The organism is Clostridium sp. AF23-6LB (assembly GCF_003461085.1).
Lineage (GTDB): Bacteria > Bacillota > Clostridia > Lachnospirales > Lachnospiraceae > Coprococcus > Coprococcus ammoniilyticus.
Genome location: NZ_QTWK01000003.1, coordinates 1 through 20,125, shown reverse-complemented (window position 1 = coordinate 20,125; position 20,125 = coordinate 1). Strand labels below are relative to the sequence as shown.

The 20,125-nt window shown below is 40.4% G+C and carries 21 protein-coding genes, 1 tRNA gene and 2 pseudogenes; 2 read left to right on the top strand and 22 right to left on the bottom strand.

Translation table 11 applies throughout. The annotated features are described in order from the left end of the window. Positions 1-57 precede the first annotated feature (57 nt). The 17 genes and pseudogenes from DWY07_RS07090 to DWY07_RS07010 all read right to left on the bottom strand — a co-directional run bounded on the left by DWY07_RS07090 (position 58) and on the right by DWY07_RS07010 (position 15,355). Positions 58-540 carry an S-ribosylhomocysteine lyase gene (locus DWY07_RS07090; protein ID WP_021944150.1) on the bottom strand — a complete coding sequence of 161 codons (483 nt, stop codon included), beginning with the start codon at positions 538-540 and terminating at the stop codon, positions 58-60. Between the two features lie 87 nt (positions 541-627). Beyond that, the gene (locus tag DWY07_RS07085) at positions 628-1,326 is read right to left on the bottom strand and encodes a 5'-methylthioadenosine/adenosylhomocysteine nucleosidase (protein WP_117822574.1); all 699 of its coding nucleotides are present in this window, start codon (positions 1,324-1,326) and stop codon (positions 628-630) included. Positions 1,327-1,368: 42 nt separating this feature from the next. Further along, on the bottom strand, positions 1,369-1,878 hold the full coding sequence (locus tag DWY07_RS07080; RefSeq protein WP_117807466.1) for an isochorismatase family cysteine hydrolase: 510 nt from the start codon (positions 1,876-1,878) through the stop codon (positions 1,369-1,371). After that, complete coding sequence (locus DWY07_RS07075; RefSeq protein ID WP_117822573.1) at positions 1,853-2,989, bottom strand: hypothetical protein; 1,137 nt, start codon at positions 2,987-2,989, stop codon at positions 1,853-1,855. The genes DWY07_RS07080 and DWY07_RS07075 overlap by 26 nt, the downstream gene beginning before the upstream one ends. A 119-nt stretch (positions 2,990-3,108) precedes the next feature. Further along, positions 3,109-3,762, bottom strand: a complete 654-nt coding sequence (gene fsa / locus DWY07_RS07070) for a fructose-6-phosphate aldolase (RefSeq protein WP_117807464.1) — start codon at positions 3,760-3,762, stop codon at positions 3,109-3,111. A gap of 110 nt (positions 3,763-3,872) precedes the next feature. Then, positions 3,873-4,763, bottom strand: coding sequence for a ribokinase (locus tag DWY07_RS07065; protein ID WP_117807463.1), 891 nt, complete (start codon positions 4,761-4,763; stop codon positions 3,873-3,875). Between the two features lie 39 nt (positions 4,764-4,802). Then, positions 4,803-5,034: pseudogene (locus DWY07_RS07060) on the bottom strand (RbsD/FucU domain-containing protein). 163 nt (positions 5,035-5,197) lie between these two features. Next, positions 5,198-5,440, bottom strand: a pseudogene (locus DWY07_RS07055) (ABC transporter permease); the annotation flags it as partial. A 229-nt stretch (positions 5,441-5,669) separates the two neighbouring features. Next, complete coding sequence (locus DWY07_RS07050; protein ID WP_117807462.1) at positions 5,670-6,761, bottom strand: DUF2974 domain-containing protein; 1,092 nt, start codon at positions 6,759-6,761, stop codon at positions 5,670-5,672. 19 nt (positions 6,762-6,780) lie between these two features. Next, positions 6,781-7,257, bottom strand: a complete 477-nt coding sequence (locus DWY07_RS07045; RefSeq protein ID WP_008400583.1) for an acyl-CoA thioesterase — start codon at positions 7,255-7,257, stop codon at positions 6,781-6,783. A 173-nt stretch (positions 7,258-7,430) separates the two neighbouring features. Then, a complete protein-coding gene (locus DWY07_RS07040) occupies positions 7,431-9,875 on the bottom strand; it encodes a 6-pyruvoyl-tetrahydropterin synthase-related protein (protein WP_117822571.1) in 2,445 nt (814 codons plus the stop codon). 5 nt (positions 9,876-9,880) lie between these two features. Continuing rightward, positions 9,881-10,324 (bottom strand): 6-carboxytetrahydropterin synthase, encoded by a 444-nt coding sequence (locus DWY07_RS07035; protein ID WP_117822570.1) that lies wholly within the window; start codon positions 10,322-10,324, stop codon positions 9,881-9,883. Positions 10,325-10,328: 4 nt separating this feature from the next. After that, on the bottom strand, positions 10,329-11,462 hold the full coding sequence (locus DWY07_RS07030; RefSeq protein ID WP_117822569.1) for a hypothetical protein: 1,134 nt from the start codon (positions 11,460-11,462) through the stop codon (positions 10,329-10,331). Next, entirely contained in the window at positions 11,455-12,828 is a 1,374-nt protein-coding gene (locus tag DWY07_RS07025) for a TIGR03111 family XrtG-associated glycosyltransferase (protein ID WP_117822568.1), read from the bottom strand. The genes DWY07_RS07030 and DWY07_RS07025 overlap by 8 nt, the downstream gene beginning before the upstream one ends. Next, a complete protein-coding gene (gene xrtG, locus DWY07_RS07020; protein WP_008400576.1) occupies positions 12,815-13,405 on the bottom strand; it encodes an exosortase family protein XrtG in 591 nt (196 codons plus the stop codon). The genes DWY07_RS07025 and xrtG overlap by 14 nt, the downstream gene beginning before the upstream one ends. Positions 13,406-13,408: 3 nt before the next feature. Next, complete coding sequence (locus DWY07_RS07015) at positions 13,409-14,839, bottom strand: Firmicu-CTERM sorting domain-containing protein (RefSeq protein ID WP_181983897.1); 1,431 nt, start codon at positions 14,837-14,839, stop codon at positions 13,409-13,411. A gap of 75 nt (positions 14,840-14,914) precedes the next feature. After that, complete coding sequence (locus DWY07_RS07010; RefSeq protein WP_117807456.1) at positions 14,915-15,355, bottom strand: 6-carboxytetrahydropterin synthase; 441 nt, start codon at positions 15,353-15,355, stop codon at positions 14,915-14,917. A 370-nt stretch (positions 15,356-15,725) separates the two neighbouring features. Between DWY07_RS07010 and DWY07_RS07005 the strand changes: the two genes are divergently transcribed. Next, positions 15,726-17,042: an aspartate kinase gene (locus DWY07_RS07005; RefSeq protein WP_117822566.1), complete on the top strand. Its 1,317-nt coding sequence runs from the start codon at positions 15,726-15,728 to the stop codon at positions 17,040-17,042. 125 nt (positions 17,043-17,167) lie between these two features. On the opposite strand, the gene DWY07_RS07000 is transcribed toward DWY07_RS07005, so the two are convergent. From DWY07_RS07000 to DWY07_RS06985, 4 genes are all read right to left on the bottom strand, one after another. After that, the gene (locus DWY07_RS07000; RefSeq protein WP_117822565.1) at positions 17,168-17,566 is read right to left on the bottom strand and encodes a hypothetical protein; all 399 of its coding nucleotides are present in this window, start codon (positions 17,564-17,566) and stop codon (positions 17,168-17,170) included. A gap of 260 nt (positions 17,567-17,826) precedes the next feature. After that, the gene (locus DWY07_RS06995; RefSeq protein WP_226801016.1) at positions 17,827-18,048 is read right to left on the bottom strand and encodes a ferrous iron transport protein A; all 222 of its coding nucleotides are present in this window, start codon (positions 18,046-18,048) and stop codon (positions 17,827-17,829) included. A 203-nt stretch (positions 18,049-18,251) separates the two neighbouring features. After that, positions 18,252-18,563: a type II toxin-antitoxin system RelE/ParE family toxin gene (locus tag DWY07_RS06990; RefSeq protein WP_117822564.1), complete on the bottom strand. Its 312-nt coding sequence runs from the start codon at positions 18,561-18,563 to the stop codon at positions 18,252-18,254. Then, the gene (locus DWY07_RS06985; RefSeq protein ID WP_117807451.1) at positions 18,553-18,813 is read right to left on the bottom strand and encodes a type II toxin-antitoxin system Phd/YefM family antitoxin; all 261 of its coding nucleotides are present in this window, start codon (positions 18,811-18,813) and stop codon (positions 18,553-18,555) included. Before DWY07_RS06985 ends, DWY07_RS06990 begins: the two co-directional genes overlap by 11 nt. 163 nt (positions 18,814-18,976) lie before the next feature. Here DWY07_RS06985 and DWY07_RS06980 point away from each other — a divergent pair, with 163 nt between their 5' ends. After that, positions 18,977-19,864 (top strand): IS3 family transposase, encoded by an 888-nt coding sequence (locus DWY07_RS06980; RefSeq protein WP_173783630.1) that lies wholly within the window; start codon positions 18,977-18,979, stop codon positions 19,862-19,864. A 45-nt stretch (positions 19,865-19,909) separates the two neighbouring features. Here the strand turns inward: DWY07_RS06980 and DWY07_RS06975 are convergent. Next, a tRNA-Trp gene (locus DWY07_RS06975) sits at positions 19,910-19,980 on the bottom strand. Between the last annotated feature and the right edge of the window lie 145 nt (positions 19,981-20,125).

Genomic DNA, 20,125 nt, shown 5'->3' with positions numbered 1-20,125 from the left:
TTGCCGCTCTCTTCCGGCAATCTTTATCTGTTATCGTATCACTTTGAAAAAAAAAGGTCAACCCTCTGGATAGTTCAGGCGATCTTCGCCTATATTATAAAGAACCTCTTTTAAGAACTTCTCTGCAAGGTAATTTGCCATGTTCAGATTCATGTCCTGATAATTTCCACATTCTCTCGGATTTGCACCCGGAATCGGATCATGATAATGACGTATAAATTCAAACATTGAAATCATCAGATCTACGATATCCTCTGACTTATAATCACCTGCAAGGATCAGATAAAATCCGGTTCTGCATCCCATCGGTCCAAAATAGATTACTTTGTCCTTATAATCCTCATGATTTCTGAGATAAGTAGCTGCCAGATGCTCAATCGTATGAATCTCCGCCGTATTCATGACCGGTTCAAAATTTGGCTTTGTCATGCGGATATCAAAAGTCGTAAGGACCGCATCTCCAGCCTTATCCTTTCTGGATACATAGATTCCAGGATTTAATAATAAATGATTGATCTGAAAACTTTTAATCTTTTCCATAGTTTTTCAACTACCTCCTGTCTGTATCAATAAATATAATTTCTCAGTTTTTATTTTTAATGCAAGTATTCCTGTCACAATCTATTTTTAACATAACTTTACAAATTCTGTCATAAGTGCAACACTGTTATCGATCGCCATAGCCGCAAAAGACGGATAATCCATTTCTGCACTGTCATCTGCTTTATCTGAAATCGCACGGACAATCAGATATGGAATCTTGTTCAGACTTGCGACATGTCCGATCGATGCTCCCTCCATCTCTGCACAGGTTCCGTCAAATGTCTCAACCAGCCATTTTTTCTTATCTTTCCTTGATATGAACTGATCTCCGCTGACTACACGTCCGGTAAAGATGTTGACGGAAAGCTCTGCCTGCTTTGCTGCGGCAAGAGCAAGCTCCAGCATTTTGACATCTGTCTTGAAAATATTTTCATCATCTTTTAAATCCGGATTGATTCCCGGAGCATATCCAAGAGCAGAGACATCCATGTCATGCTCTAATGCATCCTTTGCCAGCACGATATCTCCGATGTTGATGTCTGCATTTAACGAGCCTGCAATTCCGGTATTTACAATTCCATCTACCGGGAACAGGTCGATCATTGCCTGTGTACACATTGCTGCATGAACCTTACCTACACCACATTTTACCACAACCACTTCATGGTCACACAAAGTACCTCTGTAAAACTGCATACCTGCTTTTTCAATAATATGCACCTGTTCCATTTTTTCTTTTAACTTTGCAACTTCTTCGTCCATTGCTCCTATAATTCCAAGCATGTCTTCTTTCCTTTCTTACTGCATTTGTTCTTTTTATCCTGCTTATTCTTCACCAACCAGCTCAATCTGGCACATCTTCATCGTTTCAAGTGCAGCCACCTTTGATTCCGGTGTCACGCCTGCCGTACATCTGACATCGACTGCCACGCGAATCTCCGGATATAACGCCTTTATGATAAGAGCATTTGAAACTACACAGATATCGGTACAAAGCCCGATCAGACAGACATCTTCAAATTCATACCGATCCCAACCTGTATACCCAAAGGATGGCTTATCTATGATCTTACAGCCATCTGCATATATTCCATCTGCGATCTTCCATCCGTTAGTTCCCTTTATACAGTGTTCCACCGGCAGATGTTTCCCCTCGTTCGTCTGCAGATAATCTGCCCCATGGGTATCTCTGGTATAAAGCACCTCATCTCCCCTGTTTTTATATTCCTGTATCAGATTTCTTACCGGATCCACGATTGCCTCTGCTTCTTTTGTACCAAGTGAACCATCAATAAAATCATTCTGCATATCAATTACGATCAGGGTTCGTCTCATTCTTTTCACCATATGACCAGTTCAGGTCACCTTTCCATACATATTTCCATGCGATTACTTTTCGCCAGTCCGTTATAAAAGTCTGATCTGAAAATTTGATCACAAACTGTCGTTTCTTTGATACATATTCTCCGATTTGCCATTGATATATCCCGTTTTTTGTCTTCCAGACATAGATACATCTGGTACCATTATCCGGGTAACCGAACTTATTTACAAAATTAAAATCCGAAAAATCCAACTGAAAATCGATTGGATCATCTTTTCTGTTATCATCTGTCTGATTTTTAGATTCATCTTCTTCCTGCTTATGAAACACATAACGAAATGCTCGTGCCACCCGTGACCAGAATCCCATTTTCCCTGTTTCATTCTTTTTCTGTTCCAACATCGCTTCCCGTTCATGCACCCGATGCATGCTCCACGAATATGTTTCAATATTTTCGATAGCATATTTAATCTTTGTATTAGAAGTAAATTCGCTCTGGATATGAAAACCTTTTTCAAATTCCCTGTGTTCATCCACTATATGATAATTATTATGCAGAAGTCTGACATTTCCCGGACTGTCTAAATATACGATCTTCCATGTATCTTCTTTATGATGGATTGTAAGCGTATCCCCATTTATCCTTGTCTTCATATCACAATCAATATACATATGCCGGATCATCTCTACAGACATCATCATAAGTCGGAATAACGCATCATATTCTGCCAATTTGTCATAATCCTCTGCCCCATATCTGAGATACGCTTCTATCGCACACTTCGGGCACTGTTTCATCCACTTCGGATAATTTACCAGATACTTCAGATCATAGTCTTTAATATTCCTTGTAAGAATACAGCTTTTATCATGGATCACATCTTCATTTCTGGAACAGATAAACTTCACATTATCATCCGCCATAATCTTACGTCTGAGTTTTGAATCATTCATCTGTCTGCCGGAATTTCCCTGCTGTCTCTTATCATAATACATTTTCTGACTCAGGTTCTGTTGTCTGTTATTTCCATTTCGGTAATTTTTCTTTTTTTCATAAGTATTTCGTTCCCCATATACAGATTTGTTCTCTCTCTGGCGGTAATTATTCCTATACTCTGCCAAATCTCTCTCACCACCTTTCCTATAGTTTTTTACTTTATAGAACATCTTATCCTATAAAGTAAAAAATCGAGCTTATTGTAACATTTTATTCAAACATCTACAATAAATCTAAAAAACTCTTATTCACCAAATACAGCCTTGTAATCTGCCTGGAACTTTGCAATACCCTGATCTGTTAACGGGTGCTTTGTCATCTGCTCGATTACCTTGTATGGTACAGTTGCAATATGTGCGCCTGCAAGAGCACAGTCTGTAACGTGGATTGGATTTCTTACAGAGGCTGCGATGATCTCTGTATCTAAACCATAATTGTCAAATATTGTTACGATATCTTCAATCAGGTTGATACCTGTTGTGCTGATATCATCTAACCTTCCAAGAAACGGAGATACATAAGATGCACCTGCTCTTGCTGCAAGAAGCGCTTGATTTGCCGTAAAGATCAGAGTTACGTTTGTCTTGATTCCTTCTGCCGATAACACCTTGACTGCCTTTAAGCCTTCAACTGTCATAGGGATCTTAACAACCATATTTGGGTGGATCGCTGCGATCTCTCTTCCTTCTTTGATCATGCCTTCTGCATCTACAATTGTTGCCTTTACTTCTCCACTGATAGGACCATCTACAATTGTTGTGATCTCTTTGATAACTTCATTAAAATCTCTGCCTTCTTTTGCGATCAGAGATGGGTTGGTTGTTACACCACAGATTACTCCCATGTCATTTGCTTTTCTGATGTCATCTACATTTGCTGTATCAATAAAAAATTTCATATTCCTTTACCTCGCTTTATTTTCTTTTTATTTACAGGCATGTCATTCATGCTTTGCTTTTATATGCATACATGCAATTTCATGCTTTGTTTTCTCCTTTATCTGCTGTATCAGTCTGCCGACAATGCTGCCTCTACTTCTTCTCTCTTTGGAATTGACTGAACGGCTCCATTTCTGGTTACTGCTATAGAAGATGCCTTCGCACTCATTCTTAAGATATCCGGTATCTCCATGCCGCGGATCAGTCCTGCGAGGAAATATCCGGTAAAGGTATCTCCGGCTGCTGTCGTATCGACTGCTTTTACTGGAAAGATCGGCTGTTCATACTCACAGTCCTTGTCTGAATACCTTGCGCCATCTTTGCCAAGTGTCAGTACGATCTTTGCTTCCGGGAAACGCTTTCTCATGGAAGCAAGTATATCATCTGGCTCTGTCAGTCCTGTGATCTGTGCACCCTCGATCTCATTTAACAGGAAGATGCTGATCTTTGAAAGATCACAAACTTCAATCTTTTCATTATATGGAGATGGATTAAGTGCGATCACAAGCTTTCTGTCATATGCCCGGTCAATGATATAATCCAGCTTATTAACTTCGTTCTGAAGTAACAGAATATCTCCGGCTTCAAAATGTTCTAATACTTCATCTATATATTCTTCTGTCAGACTCTGATTTGCTCCTCCAAAGAGCAAAATGCAGTTCTGTGCATCCTTGTCTACCTGAATGATCGTGTGTCCGGTCTTCTCATCGATCGTACGGATGAATTCATCATGCACACCATGTTCTCTGCATGCATCCAAGAATACCTGTCCGTCTTCTCCGATCATTCCGCCATGATAGATATCTACGCCTGCCTTTGCAAGTGCAATGGACTGATTAATTCCTTTTCCTCCGAGGAATACATTCATTCCGTAGGTTGCCTGCGTCTCACCCGGTGCGATAATATGATCGACACTGTAGACATAATCAAGGTTCATGGAACCAATATTTAAAACTTTCATCATTCACCTCCAAAATCTGTATTTTTCTGTCGTTATTACTTATGCAGGAAATGCGACTCCTGCTGTAAGGATAATATTTGGATATAGTGTAAATTCACCTGTCCGAATTGCAAATTTCACGAATCTGTGTCTCATCAAGGACTGCATCCATTACCTGCTTAAATGTCGGTACACCTCCACAGAGTGCCAGATCTACAATCTCTACTCCCTTTGGAATTGGCATTCCGCCATCACCGATCATAAATGTATCCTTATGTCCAAGTCCTGCGATCAGACCTGCAAGCTGTGCATTAATGATACCTCTTTTTTTTCATATTATCTGTCCTCCATACCTATCTGACATATGTTTATCTTTTTAAGAACGTGGACATGAAGCGATTCTCCATGTCCACGTTCCTTAATATTATCTCCGTCTTTACCTGATATCTTCGATATTATTTGTTCTCATTTCTTGCCTGTAATGCCATCTTTGCCTGCATCTTTCTCTGGAACTGGTCAATGATAACCGCTACGATGATAACCAAACCTTTGATAACCATCTGCCAGAATTCAGATACACCACACATAACCATACCATCATTGATAACACCGATTACGAAAGCACCAACGATTGTTCCGCCGATCGTACCAACACCACCCGCCATGGATGTTCCACCAAGTACGGCTGCTGCGATCGCATTCCTTCCACAAGACGCTTTCGCTCTACCTTCGGCGTAGCGGTACTAAGCTCCCGCTTTCGCGGGTCGCTAAGGACCGACGCTCAGGCAGGCTTGTTGCATAATAATATGATATCTTCTATTTTTTATTTACTAATTATCTCCGCATGAATAGCTTTCTTCTAATTCAATCAAATAAAAGTGTTCTGCAAAATAAAGTTAAAACTTTCTCGCCTGTATATGGCATTTTCTAATCTTCTGATCTGTTTGATACATTCTTTCTTGTGATCTTTAACAGCGACAGGATTGTCTGGCTGACGACTTTTCGGTTGGCTTCGTCCATCTTCTTGATCGAGGTCAGAATCCTTCCGATATCCTTATGCCAGTTATTTTGCAGATCATCCGTGGTCTTCGCATCGCATTCATCCAGCAGGTCGAACAGGGAATTTACGAACTGCCTGCGCTGGTCGTAGTCCATATTGTCGATCCATTCTTTTAAGGAAGCATTTAATAAACGACATTCATCTGTGATCCCCTCCTCATGGATCAGGGATGGTCCAAGAACCTCCCAACTATATACATCATGCTGCATGAAGCCCTCCTGCATACTTCGGATCACGACATATTTCTCTCTGTGCTCAAGCAGCATTCCCACTACGGAATTCTGTGGTATGTATGTGATCATCCGTGACAGCATCCGGTTGTAACCGGCAAGCTCTAACACATTTGGTTCAAATCCCGGTCCATCCATACTGCATACCTTCAGGATCCTATCCTGTAGGGTACGTTCACAGGTTGCTGCTGCATAAATCGCAAGATTTCCGCCTTTGGAATGTCCGCATAGCAGGAATGTTCCGGCTATCTGTTCTGCTGCCTGCCGCAGATACTCGACTGCTGTCCGCTGAGACGGAACCGGTGAAAGGAATGCCATATTACAATCTTCCCGCCAACCGACAACTGTTTTATCGGTTCCTCGGTATACCACACAGCTTACATCGTCAAATAATTTTACTGTGACTGCTGAAAACTGCTTCTGTATCTCCTCATCCAACTGATTCACATAACCGCATAAGCGCAGATCACCAAATCGTCGGCTTGCTCCCATTGCAGCAAGCAGTTTCAGATCATCTTCATAAATCACCTGTGTCATGCGCTTCGCATCTCCTAAGAAACGCTCTGCCGCCTCTGCTACCGTGACTGCATGACTAAAATCATCCGGCACGATCCCCTCAAACGGTATATATGAAAATCTTGAAAATACAACTGCATCCACCTCATTAAAAGCCGATGCCTCAAACGGCAGATCACCCCGCCATTCCAGATAGTCTAATATATTTGCCATATTCATACCCCCGGCTTATCTAAAAACCTTCTTTACGTCTCTGCCCTCTGAGTTCTCTCCGTTTCTCTCCTGCCAGCCATTCTGCTTGTTCACTTTCGTTCTCAAGTGTCAGCCCCGGAACCGGTCTTGGTTTGTCATTTTCATCGACAGCCACCAATGTCAGATACGCCCGATTGATTGAGCGCCGGATTCCTCTGTGATCCTCGATATAAGTATCCACACGGACATCCATCGAGGTATGTCCGACATAGGTAATACGGCCTACTAATACGATCAGATCCTTCAGATAAGCACCTCGCATGAATTTCAGATTATCAACCGAGGCTGTGATCACATCTCCATTTGAATGGCGGATCCCAACAAGACCTGCAACTTCATCGATCCATGCCATTAACTGTCCGCCAAATAATCGTCCGGCACCATTTAAATGCTCCGGCCGTACCTGAAAGACCTGCTCTACCATTGAATCACTGACTTTTTTCGTATTTCGCTCCATATACACCGTTCCCTTTCTTTATTTTCATCCTGTTTATAATTGGAGTATTCATCCGGTATTATTCCTGTTCTGCTCATTTTATCATAACAGACGCAAATACACAATCGGCAGCCGGTCTGTCCGACAATACCCTTTTATTCCGTCTATCCTGCAATGCTCTCTTGTCCGGTCTGTTAAACAATATGCTTTCTTCTGTCGCGTACATCCATACATATGCACAGTATAAAACATATAAATCCTGATATCGTGATAATAATTCCCGGTACAAACATAGGATATACAAAGGAAATCTCTGTATGCCTCTCATGCACAACAAGAAGATTCATCTGCTCGGAAATCTCCTGATCAGATGTAAATATGTCCTGTGCCGCAATCGACGTATTGACACCTGTTTCCTGATCAAAATCCGCATCAACATCGATCGATAGTCCATCTTCTTTATAAGCTATTGTGATTGGAACAAGTTCTCTGTCCGGAAGCTGTTCATTTGATATCCCGAGCACATCATTTAAGATGTCAACCAGTGCCGCATCCTTCCTGCTAACAGCTTCATACATCAGATTCAGTCCGAGGAAATATATATTTGGCAGATCATCTTTCATACCTAAAAACGTCAGCTTCTGATTGCCCATCTGAAACGTTCCGATCTCGGTATCGGTTCCAGTTATATAAGCTGTACTAAAATCCCTGTCTTCCTCCGCAAAGTCATCACTTCGGATCTCGCTGTTCTGATAAGAAAGAACCGGATACCGTTCATCAAAATGGATCTGCTGTGCAAATACACCGAGAAACATTTCCTGTTTATTACTCTTATTAGCCGGAACATGGGTACTGTCGATCACAACTCTGGTACCTGCTGCCGCCACGTCCGTAAGTATCGCTTCTGCCTTACTCTGATTCCTGTATTCAAATCCGGTTAAGAACAAAGTATCATACCGGCTCAATTCTTCCACTGAATAATCCTCAATCACATCCGAGCTTCCTGCCACAAATGCCGGATAAAGCAGAGTCATTTCATTTGCATATTTTCCGATTGCAAGCCCATAGTATCCGGTGACCGTTCCAAAGTTCTCTGGTGTCTCACGTTTATAAGTATATGCAGTCGTCATTTCCTGCACCATAGAATAACCGCTGGCTGCCGCATCCTGCTCAATATCAGAGATTGTGATATCCTGCTTCTCAAGATCACTCTTCCGTATCAGAACCGTATCAGCCCCAAGCTCTACTGCCCGATCAAACAGAAAACGATAGTATTTTCGGTCAAGCGCTTCATTTAACAGAACAATATTATCCCCGGTCGCAGCACCCTGCCAAGCCCAGCCATACGTGTACATCGTATGACTGCTGCCACTGATTCCATAAGATGGATAAGAACCATAAGAACTCTTATCGATAACAGCCGTCCGCTGGTCTGTCAGTTTCGTAAGCTTCTGCATCTCCATTTTTGTTTCATCTGATGTAGCAACGCTGTAAAAATCCAGATTCATACATGATATACTGTCTACACACAAAAGCGCAGCCAGAAGCACACAATATTTTTTCTTCAAGCGAACCCATTCCAGACATGCACTGAAGAAAAAACCATAGATCATCGGCGCAAACCGGGTCATCCAGAACAACTGGCTGAACGGAAGCTTTACCAGTATCCGGTATGCAGCAGGCGTTGTACAGGCAAGCATGATCAGTAAAAATACAAAACCGGCTTTCTTTCCGCCTCTTGCAAGCAGGATTCCGGCTATCGCGATAAGTACTGCTGCCAGTCCGAAATAAAAGCTGTCATTTCCTGCACTCAGACGTTTAAATGGATTTAATGACGTCGTAAGTGGATAGATCAAAGTTGACATAACACTTCCGTCTCCACTCTCTGACGTCACAAGCCCGCCTTTTAAAGAAGGAATCACCCATATACCCGCTGTCAGGATTCCACAGATCATATAGATAAGAGCAAATATTTTTCTTCTAGTATCCTTATTCCATATCTGATCGATCAGCAGATATAAAAATGCAGATACGCCCATGATCGCAGTAACCATCAGATGCGTAAAACTCATCAATGTCATACAAACAAACAATCCGACAGCTGCACAATTATTCTTCTTTCTTACATAGAGCCATAAGAACCAGATCGCATATGGTACAAGCATCGTCGTCACCATCTGCGGCAGATTTCCCGCTGTAAAATAAATTCTGATATGCTCCGGCATAAAGAACCAGAGCAGTCCGAAAAAGGTTCCAAGCACTCTGCGGTTCTCATGGATCCCCCAGAGAATCCACGGAAGTCCACCGACTACGAATATAACAAAGGCAAGTAGCCTGTAAGCCAGAAGAAGATCGCCCCCTGTAAGAAACATCAGTCCCGCCATAATATAATAAGAGAGCGGTCCCCAATATCTGAAAAGCTGGATTCCGTTATACCAGTATGGGGAGAACAACGGAAAGACGTTTCCTTTTTTCAGGCTCTCATACATTTCCTGCGACTTATAGAGATGTCCCCAGATATCACCGCCGGACGGCTCATATCCTGATAGCACAAGATACAGTGCAAGCCCTGCACCTGCAAGTAACAAGATACTTATACATATGCAGTTTTTCCGAATTCTCTTGTGACTGTCTGTCATATTTCTTACTCTCCAATATGTTTTATCTCATCTAAGATCAGGTCTGTAAGCGTCTGCACCGTCTGATTCTGCTCCATCTCCTGCTCATCCAGCATACTGATCACATATGTTCTTCCCGGTGTCTCACTCATCTCGATCATCAGAAAGATCCATCCCATTGCATTTAATATCTCCTGCAATTTTTCTTTAAAATACAGGCATACGTTTTCGATCGTTGGATTTAATATATCAAACGGCTTTATATCATTCAGATAATTATTCTGAAAAGGTTCCAGAAATTCCTCAACTGCCTTTTCAAGTATATGAAATGGTTCAAAATTCTCCTTTCCCTTCACCACATGCAGAACGATCTCCCAGGTATGCGGATGTACTTCGCCTAATTTTCCACCGATATAGATAGCATGCCTGGCATCCATATAGAATTTGAATTTATACTGTTGATATCTCATTCCGCTACGCCTCCTCCTGCTTTCTGGTATAAGCATCGTACACATCCACCGGTTTTTTTACCCCAACATCGATTAAGTCATATCGTATCGAGCGATATGCATTCTCGGACTTTCGGATACAGTACCGATAAATCTCATCCGCCCTGTCTTTTGCCTGCTGTTCATCCAGCCTGTAAAGCAGAATAACAAAAAATCCTTTCTTCACCTCACCCATGATCTCATTCTGATGAAGTCTGGAACGGATCTTCCTCATAAAATGAAAGATCTCCTGTCTGCTATAATAACGATCCATCATGTCCAGATGAATGAACATATAATGGATCGGTTTTAACGCTTCATCATCCGATTTCTGAAGCATGATACGAAGAAAATTATTATCATAGAATTCATGCGAGCTGTTATATTGATTCTGTACATAGATATTCTTTGCCATCTCGTCATCTAAAGCCTTTTCAAACCCCATATTCCCGGCATTGCTCGTCACCTTTTCAAGCTTCCGGTTACGTTTGTCCAGTTCTTTCTTCGTACCCTTCAAATTCTTCTCTGCCTTGTTCCAGGATTCTAACAATGCAATCAACAGCCCGAGCAGAACGACACTTACAAGTCCTGTTGCAATTACAATATAATATCCATGCTTTATTGTCGATGTCCGTTCCAGAATACTATCCGTATCAGACACCACACTGATCGTACATTCTTCCTGTCCGACCGTCCATCTGACTGTATCCACCACAACATCCTGCTCACGTATCATCTTCCAGAATTCTGTGATCTCTGCATATTTACCTAATGTATTCGTTGTATTCTCATTCTTTGCCCACAGCACTTCCGAATCTCTTGTATATACCAAGAACCTCTCTCCGGAGGAAACAGTCTGCTCCTGTAAAAAAGCAAGAACCTCTGCATCTTTTCCTGACTTCTGAACTGACTGAATGTTGCAGGCTAATAACTGTAGATAGTCCTCCTGATCATCCTCATACGCCTGTATCACTGCTTCCCGGTTCTGTAACAGCTCATAACAGATACATCCCATAAATATCATAATAAACAGGATCACGGTTGCGGATATCGAGAAAATCCTATGATTCGGTGATGTATATAGTTTTTTTATCCATGATTGTTTTTTCTCTTTATTCACTGGTATTTACCTCATCTCTGATCTTCTCCAGCACCCGGTGTGTTCCTGCAAAATCATGCGTCACGACCTGTTTAAAGTCATTCCATTCTTCATGCAGGTCTCTTGTCCGCCATGTTCTCGTTTTTCTGGTTGAATTAATAATTCCTGCAAACCGGAACCAGAATACAATAAAATTAAACAACGGAAGTAAAAAAATCAGATACCATTTCCTTGCATAATATTTTCTCAAATACGGAAAATCCTTTAAAAACAGAATAATACAGATATACAACAGGAAGTTGGCCATACTGTATAAAAAGAATAAGAATACGAGCGATGTCACAATAAGCTTCATCGGATAATTGATAAATGCCAGACAGATAATCGCAAAATACCAGATCATCCGAGGGAACGCAAACGTGTGATCATACACAAGGATCCGCATGACGAAATCTTTAAAGAAACTCCTGCCAATGTTCATCTTATCCTTTCGGAACATATGAAGCACTTCCAGCTCACCGCTCTGCCACCGCTGCCTTTGAACATACAGTTTATTCAAGCTCTCGATCGGATCTACAAAAAAAATCGCATTCGGACAAAGTGCCACACGCTTCTTCATCTGAAACCGTACCTGAAAAGTTACATGCGTATCCTCGCACAGGGTATCCGTATTATATAACTGCGTCTTCATGATCGCAGATTTACGGAACGCCGAAAAAGCACCCGACAGAGTAAAGATACTGTTCAACTCCGACTGGAAATTACGGCCGGATAGAAATGCCTGACAATATTCACCAAACTCCATCTTCTGCAGTAACCGTAAAGCGCATCGATTCGTCTGATCGATCAACTCCGGATTCGTCAGTACTGTTCCGGTCAGGCTGTGAACTTCCGGTTCATTCTCAAACATTGTTACAATATTTCTGATAGCATCCGGTTCTAACATTCCATCACTGTCAATATGGATAATATATTTACCCTGGCAGTTAAACAATGCCAGATTAAGGGCTTTGGATTTTCCCTGCTTCGAATTCATCCAATTAATCGAAAGATTCGGGAAATCCTTCTGACATTTGCTGTATATCTCAAAGCTGTTATCCTTGCTCATATTATTGACAAGCAGAACAAATATCTTATCCTTCGGGTAATTCGATTGATAGATCGACTGCACACAGGCATACAAGGTTTCTGCCGAATTGTAGACCGGAACGATCAGAGATACCTCCGGATAATGGGATAACGGCTTATATTTCTTCTTCATGATCCTGCGTTTTAACAGGATGATAAAATTCCCGACTGTTGGGATCACTTCCATGATCAACGGAATGACGATCCATGCCACCCAGAAGATCACGGAAGACATAAGCATATTTTTAATTGCTGTCATAACGGAATGCACCTACCTTCTGTCTGACAATCTGTGGTTTCGTGAATACATAGAAATACAGGAATACTGTACATCCATAGAACAAGATTCTGGCAAATATCGTATGTGCAAAGAAATACATATCGATGCCCCATATATGAACTAACAGGCAGATAAAGAAGATTCGAAGTACATTTGCGAGGAAGATCGCCATCACTCCGATCATACTTACAACCACTCTCTCATATTTGTCATAGACCGGAAAGAACCAGAGCAGCGCAAGAAACGCCAGCATCTCGATCACACCGGAACACTCAAAATCAATATATAAGGACAGACTGGTTCCTCCATTCTGGATAAACAGAATTCCCTGCTGAAAATAAGAATCATAGAGATGCGTCAGCCCACCGATCACACCGGCAACAGCAGAGACGGCCTTTTGAAGCGGAACTACGACATACGGTTCTATCAGTATCAGACTGAAAATAAACAATCCCACACTTCCGCAGATATAATACCAGAAATTCAATTTTGCCCGATATAATACTGTTAATATATAGATCCAACCAAGAAGACAGACAAATACCAGCCAGTTCATCCTCTACCTTTTATCCTTTCTTTTCTTTGCAACATAGCCTGCTGCCAGTAACAGAGCGATCAACACACCTACGACCGGTCCTGTAGAAGATCCGGCAATCGACACACCCTGACCTCCGATATTCGGATTCTGGATTGTGATAGTTCCCATCTCATCCGCGGGAATACCTGTTAATTCTGCCAGACGTTTCAGACTGAGCGAGAATTCCACCTCATCTCCCGGCGTATTATCCTTATGTTCTGCATCATACACTGTATATGCTACTTTACTGTCACATTCATTATTATTTCCATATCCGATAAAAGCTTTCAAGTTAGTATGGATTCCTTCTGATCTCGGAGTCTGCGTACTCCAGTCGATATTTCCATTCTTTTCCGGCTGGATCTGCATGGCAAATGTCTTGCCGTTGATCGTCAGATACCAGATCTGAAGCTGCATACCGGAGGTATATAATTCATTCATCTTAAAATGGCCATATAAAGTATCCCCGTCTAATGCAAGCTGACCATAATGGTTACACTGTTTGTTATTACTGGAATATGTAATCTCCGTCTTCGGTCTTCCTTCCCAATCATCATAATATCCATCGATCTGGATATTGCCGCCTACATGGATTCCGCCTGTTGTTTCTGTTGTTGCCTCGTCCGTCATTTCTACGGTAGTGCTTGCATTATTGTTATCCTCCGATGTAGTCTCAGGAGTTACTGCACTGCTGTCTTCTGATTCCGTACCGGATATCTCTGTTGTGCTCTCATCAGTACTGTCTGCAGTAGTATCTTCACTTACTGCTTCAGTAACACCCTGTTCCGTTGTCCCGGAAACTGTTGTATCATTTTTTTCAGTTTCAGTTGTATCTTCGGTCGTCAGAATTTCTTCCGTTGAGTCCTTCTCTGTAGCAGATGTAATTTCTTCCGTATTTTCTGTAGAAGCTTCTTCCGTAGTATTCTTTGTACCAATCGCAACTTCCGTGCTCTGCCCTTTATATGTTACCTTCAGCGTATCAAGATTAAAAGCCTCATAAGTATCAAGTGGAACCTGAATCTTCCATGTCATAAATTCATATCCATAATATTGTTTTTTTCCGGTATTTGTAACCGTTCCGGAAGCCCCGCTGATTTCCGAACTCCATGCATCCTTTACTGAAAATGAACTTCCGTCTCCATTATTTTCATTATTCAATATGATCGCATTCAATCGATCCAATGACACTCCGTCTGCCGACAAGTCAAAACGCTCATTCAGATATCCTGACCAGCTTCCATTATACCGAATACACAAATAATCATTATCCGTATATATATCTACTGTATTTCCATTATCTTCAAACGTTGCTGCCTGACTCCTCATTTCTGTCATTGGCATACATGAAACAGCGATCAACAATACCGCTATCCCTACAGCTATTATTTTTTTACAGATTTTCTTATGTCTCATCATACATGCCTTCTTTCTGTCTGTTTTATGACATTCCACACAAAAAAGACCCATCTTATCCGAATGAGTCCCTATCTATTTTTTCTGGTCAGGCATCTGTTTCTTATAGAACAAGATTGCCTCCAGATTTTCTCTGCTCCGTTTCTCATTAACCGTCGGTAACAAAATGTGATCACACACCTGATACACACCAAGTGGTGTATCCCCTATATCAAGCTGCATCAGCTCCGCATTCAATTCCGATAATTTTATCTTTAATTGTTCGTAAAAATAATCTCCGATTGCCTCTATACTTGCATTCCCGGCAAAACAGGAAAGTTCATTCAGATATAAGCCCTCATATCTGCCGAGAAAAATCTCAATCATTCTGTCAAGCCGTTTAAAATCCATATCTCGGCCAGAATGATTACGAATATACAGTATCATCGTAAATGTATGACTGTGCGCCTGTTCTTTATTGCCATCAAAGCTATGGCTGGCATTAAAATGATACTGACACTTATAAAAATCAATCACATTATCACCTCAATCTTCTAGCCATTTGGGCATTATGCTACCTTTTCGACTGCTATTCTAGTATAGAAAACAAGCAAATTCAAGGAAGTACAACATTTTTTCACATTTGGAGATAACGAATTTTTTCAGCTGTTTCAGTCATTTTGCACAATTTACGTGTAAAATCCATATTCTTATATTTCATCTATCAAAAATCTCAGATTATTTCTGAAAAGGTTCAACATTTTGCCTAAAACAAAACCATTATACAAGAGGTTTTTATTCGATCATTCAAAATTCAAAAAAATCACATTTTTTCCTTGTCTAATCGGCACAATAATATTAAGATAGAGATAATTTGTAAATAAAAATAAAAATGCAGGAGTTTATTATGAAGAAAGTTGTTAAATTTGGTGGAAGTTCCCTGGCAAGTGCAGAGCAGTTCAAGAAGGTCGGAAAAATCATCCATGCAGATGATAGCCGTGTATATGTTGTTCCTTCTGCTCCGGGAAAAAGATTTGATGGAGATACAAAGGTAACTGATATGTTACTTCATGCATATCAGACCGCCAGCGAAGGCAATGATATTGACGAAGAATTAAAAGCGGTCAAAGCCAGATACGATGAGATCATCACTGGTCTTGAACTGAAGGATTTCAGTCTGGATGATGAGTTTGCCGAGATCAAAAAGAACCTTTCAGAGAATCCTCAGAGCGATTATGCTGCATCCAGAGGTGAATACTTAAATGGTAAGGTCATGGCAGCTTACCTTGGTATTCCATTTATCGATTCAGCAGAAGTCATTTTCTTCAATGAAGAGGGAAATCTGAACGATTATAAGACATACAAGCGTCTGACCGAGCGTCTCGCTCAGAATGAACGTGCTGTTATCCCTGGCTTTTATGGTATGGGTAAAAATGGAAATATTAAGACCTTCTCCCGTGGTGGTTCCGATGTAACCGGTTCTATCGTTGCAAGAGCCAGCCGTGCAGATGTATATGAGAACTGGACAGATGTATCCGGTTTCCTTGTAGCCGACCCAAGAATCGTTCCGGATCCAAAGCCGATCAAATATATCACATACCGCGAGCTTCGTGAGTTATCCTACATGGGCGCTTCCGTTCTCCACGAGGACGCTATCTTCCCTGTAAGAAGCTGTGGTATTCCTATCAATATCAAGAATACAAATGCACCGGAAGATGCAGGAACATGGATCGTTGAAAGTACCTGCCAGAAGCAGGATTATGTTGTAACAGGTATTGCCGGAAAGAAAGATTTCTGTACGATCTTCATTACAAAAGCAATGATGAATTCAGAGATCGGCTTCGGCCGTAAGGTTCTTCAGGCATTTGAAGAGAACAATATCTCCTTCGAGCATATGCCATCCGGCATTGATACTATGACCATCGTTGTTCATGCAGACGAATTCATCGATAAAGAACAGAGCGTTGTATCTGCTATCCATCGTCTGGCAGAACCAGATTCTGTTGAGATTGAATCCGGTCTTGCACTGATCGCAGTTGTTGGTCGTGGCATGAAGTCAGCCAGTGGTACAGCCGGAAAGCTCTTCACTGCTCTCGCAAACAAGGGCATCAATATCAAGATGATCGATCAGGGTTCTTCTGAGCTTAACATCATCATCGGTGTTGAAAACCGTGACTTCGAGACAGCAATCAAAGCAATCTACAGCACGTTTATTACAAAATAATATTTATATCGTGGGCAATTATCAGAGCACATTGTATAAATACAGACTTTAGCTTATTGTCCTCGCACAGGTAATACAAACGCCTGTCATTGGTTCTTATTCAATCCAATGGCAGGCGTTTGTATTCATATTAAATATATTCCCATTTTACCAGACATCATTATAATTCTGATATGTAATTTTTTTAACTTTCCTAATGATTTTACTTTTTTCTGATAAGCTTTTTTTGTTGTTCTCTTACCATTTACATAATACTCGTTTATTGTTTTATACGTTACCGGATCCATCCGTGTGCTATATTTCGCGACCTCTGTTCCACCCGACTTTGTCTTTTTGAAATATGTCTTTATATACACACCCATACGTCCGATAAATTCATCTACAAATGCTTTATCAGACATTTTTGTTATACGTGTATATATACCATGTTGGTCACTCTTTGTACCTTCGCTTCTAAGCTTTCCTTTATAATAATATTTAAACTTTAAAGGTTTCCCATTTGTCTTATAAAAATATTTATCCAAACACTTCTTGTATGTTGCCTTTGCTTTTTAGTAAACTTAGATGCTGTCTCGCTTCCACTACATGGCAGTATGAGTGCAATGATCAATAATACACATAATAATAAAATACTTCTTTTTCTTTCGTAAATGTCTCCCTCCAAATTATTGATATATAAATAATAATATATATTATTTATTATTTCAACCAACTCATTTTCATTTAACATTTACACAATAAAACATTTGCCCACGAATTCAAGAACAGTTATAAATTTTATCTCTTACTGTGCGTCCGGCTGGCACATCTTGATCCGCTCTGCCGTATCCTTGGTAATTGCAAGGCATCTTCCGTGTACCCGGACGATGACATTTCCGAAAAACGATGATACCACCTGAACCTCATCCCCCGTATCTAACGGACAATCTCCAAATAATGCTTTATCTGCACAGTTCCACGCGATCGTTGAACAAAATCCATCCGCTGCATTTGATAATGACATCATAATAACCACCCTTTCTTCTAACAAATATGTGTCAATCATCTGCTGATATATGCTTAGTATATCCCCGATTATATAAATTATACTTCCACACTTCCTGTGCAAGTCAATGCTAATTATTGTTCAACAATCTAATCTTTCTTATCAGAAACTAACTATCTGGTCAACCATGCTTTAGAAACCTTTTTGTTCACAAGTTCTGCTATTTATATTTTGTGTGAATAGTTCTCAAGTCGATGAAAAAAACCTAGAACATTCACAACATTTCCATCAATACTAAATACAACCACATAATTCATCTGTGGCACAACCACCTCATGGTATCCTTTTTGATCAAGAAAGTTATCTCTGCATCGTGGAAACTGCAATGGGTTTTCTTCCAATCTTTCATATATATCATTGATACTATCCAACAAGTGTCTGGCAGCCTGTTCATTCTTAAGTCGATAAAGCAAATAATAAACAAGTCTATCTAACAGTTTCTCTGCATGTTTTGTTATTCTCAAATTATAAGCCATACTTTCCCCTTGTTTCTTGAAGCGAGATTCTTGCATCCCTTACTTGACCTTTTCTTATTTGCTGTTCTGAAATTTCTATATCATGATACATCGCTATTCGATTCATGGTATTTTCGTAATTCTCCATACTCATAATAACCATATCACCATATCCATTTTTTGTAACATAAATTGGTTCTTCAGACTTGTGACACATATCTGATATCTCTGCTGTATTCTTTAATTCCTTAATTGGTATAATCTGTGGCATAATACCCACCTCCTACTTTATAATGGTATTATTATACCATAATTGTGTTCTTTATAAAAGTAAATAACCGTAAAATAAACGGGCATGCGGACGAAAAGTTGGACTGTGTAATGTCTGACATGTTATGAGGTACACACAAGAACAAATATCGACAGCACTTGTATTGCTAAAAGCGACAGGATCCCCAGACAAAGTTGTCCAAACCTTAAGGTATCCATCTGCACCAATGCTTTATCATTGGCATAAAAAGTATCCCGAATATTACGATGTTCCAAATCAAAAGCATTGGAGACAAGCTTCAACTGAATTGAAACATGACGTAATTAAACGTTGCCTTATTAAGGGCGAGCCTGTAAAATTAGTGACAGAAGAAATCGGATACATACCTTCCTTGATATATAAATGGATTAGGGAGTATCGGGAGAAGGGATGTTTTCAACCCACGAAAAAAACTACTGCCAACATTAATGTAAATCCAAACGATATCACATCTGCGGAAGATATCAATGAGCTTAAAGCTCAGATGCTTGATATGCAGATGGAAATAGATATTCTTAAAGAAACAATCAATGTATTAAAAAAAGACCCCGGCATCGATCAGACAGCTCTCTCAAATCGGGAGAAGGCAGTGATAATCGATGCCCTGAAAAATAGGTATTCACTGCCGGATCTTCTTAAAAAACTAAACCTTGCAAAAAGTAGCTATTATTATCAAGAAAAAACCATTTATGCAGAGGATAAATACTCCAATCTTCGCAAAAGAATCGTACAACTGTTTCATGAAAATCGTGATATATTTGGTTATCGGAGAATTCATACGCTGCTTCATCGTGAAGGTATAAAAGTTTCTGAAAAAGCGGTTCGTCGTATTATGAAGCAAGAAAAACTAATTATCAGACGAAAACGCAGACAGAAATATAACTCCTATAAAGGTGAAATAACACCTGCGGTGGAGAATGTTATAGCTAGAGATTTCCATGCTACAAAACCGAATCAGAAATGGCTTACTGATATCACAGAGTTTTCTATCTTCACAAAACAAAAAAAATAGCCTAAAAGCCAGCATTTATGCGACTTCTAAGGCTATTCCTAATAGCAGGGGATGAGAGAATCGAACTCCCACCAAAGGTTTTGGAGACCCCTATCATACCATTTGACCAATCCCCTATACTGCTTAAGTGTCCTAAATTGGGACACTTCACAGATAAATGAAATATTTACTTTTCATGTACCTTCAGAATTTCATACAGAAAGTCTTGCGACTTCATTCTCTCCAATCTCTTCCGCTTATCTTTCGAACCTCTCAGGATAA

What these genes read in the sequence shown, in the direction of transcription:
- DWY07_RS07080 (WP_117807466.1), bottom strand. Translation starts at nt 1,878, where the DNA reads ATGAGACGAACCCTGATCGTAATTGATATGCAGAATGATTTTATTGAT.
- fsa (WP_117807464.1), bottom strand. Translation starts at nt 3,762, where the DNA reads ATGAAATTTTTTATTGATACAGCAAATGTAGATGACATCAGAAAAGCA.
- DWY07_RS06985 (WP_117807451.1), bottom strand. Translation starts at nt 18,813, where the DNA reads ATGCCACAGATTATACCAATTAAGGAATTAAAGAATACAGCAGAGATA.
- DWY07_RS07085 (WP_117822574.1), bottom strand. Translation starts at nt 1,326, where the DNA reads ATGCTTGGAATTATAGGAGCAATGGACGAAGAAGTTGCAAAGTTAAAA.
- DWY07_RS07045 (WP_008400583.1), bottom strand. Translation starts at nt 7,257, where the DNA reads ATGGAGCGAAATACGAAAAAAGTCAGTGATTCAATGGTAGAGCAGGTC.
- DWY07_RS07015 (WP_181983897.1), bottom strand. Translation starts at nt 14,839, where the DNA reads ATGAGACATAAGAAAATCTGTAAAAAAATAATAGCTGTAGGGATAGCG.
- DWY07_RS07025 (WP_117822568.1), bottom strand. Translation starts at nt 12,828, where the DNA reads ATGACAGCAATTAAAAATATGCTTATGTCTTCCGTGATCTTCTGGGTG.
- DWY07_RS07065 (WP_117807463.1), bottom strand. Translation starts at nt 4,763, where the DNA reads ATGAAAGTTTTAAATATTGGTTCCATGAACCTTGATTATGTCTACAGT.
- DWY07_RS06995 (WP_226801016.1), bottom strand. Translation starts at nt 18,048, where the DNA reads ATGATGTCATTATCAAATGCAGCGGATGGATTTTGTTCAACGATCGCG.
- DWY07_RS06990 (WP_117822564.1), bottom strand. Translation starts at nt 18,563, where the DNA reads ATGGCTTATAATTTGAGAATAACAAAACATGCAGAGAAACTGTTAGAT.
- DWY07_RS07090 (WP_021944150.1), bottom strand. Translation starts at nt 540, where the DNA reads ATGGAAAAGATTAAAAGTTTTCAGATCAATCATTTATTATTAAATCCT.
- xrtG (WP_008400576.1), bottom strand. Translation starts at nt 13,405, where the DNA reads ATGAACTGGCTGGTATTTGTCTGTCTTCTTGGTTGGATCTATATATTA.
- DWY07_RS07035 (WP_117822570.1), bottom strand. Translation starts at nt 10,324, where the DNA reads ATGAGATATCAACAGTATAAATTCAAATTCTATATGGATGCCAGGCAT.
- DWY07_RS07005 (WP_117822566.1), top strand. Translation starts at nt 15,726, where the DNA reads ATGAAGAAAGTTGTTAAATTTGGTGGAAGTTCCCTGGCAAGTGCAGAG.
- DWY07_RS07040 (WP_117822571.1), bottom strand. Translation starts at nt 9,875, where the DNA reads ATGACAGACAGTCACAAGAGAATTCGGAAAAACTGCATATGTATAAGT.
- DWY07_RS07050 (WP_117807462.1), bottom strand. Translation starts at nt 6,761, where the DNA reads ATGGCAAATATATTAGACTATCTGGAATGGCGGGGTGATCTGCCGTTT.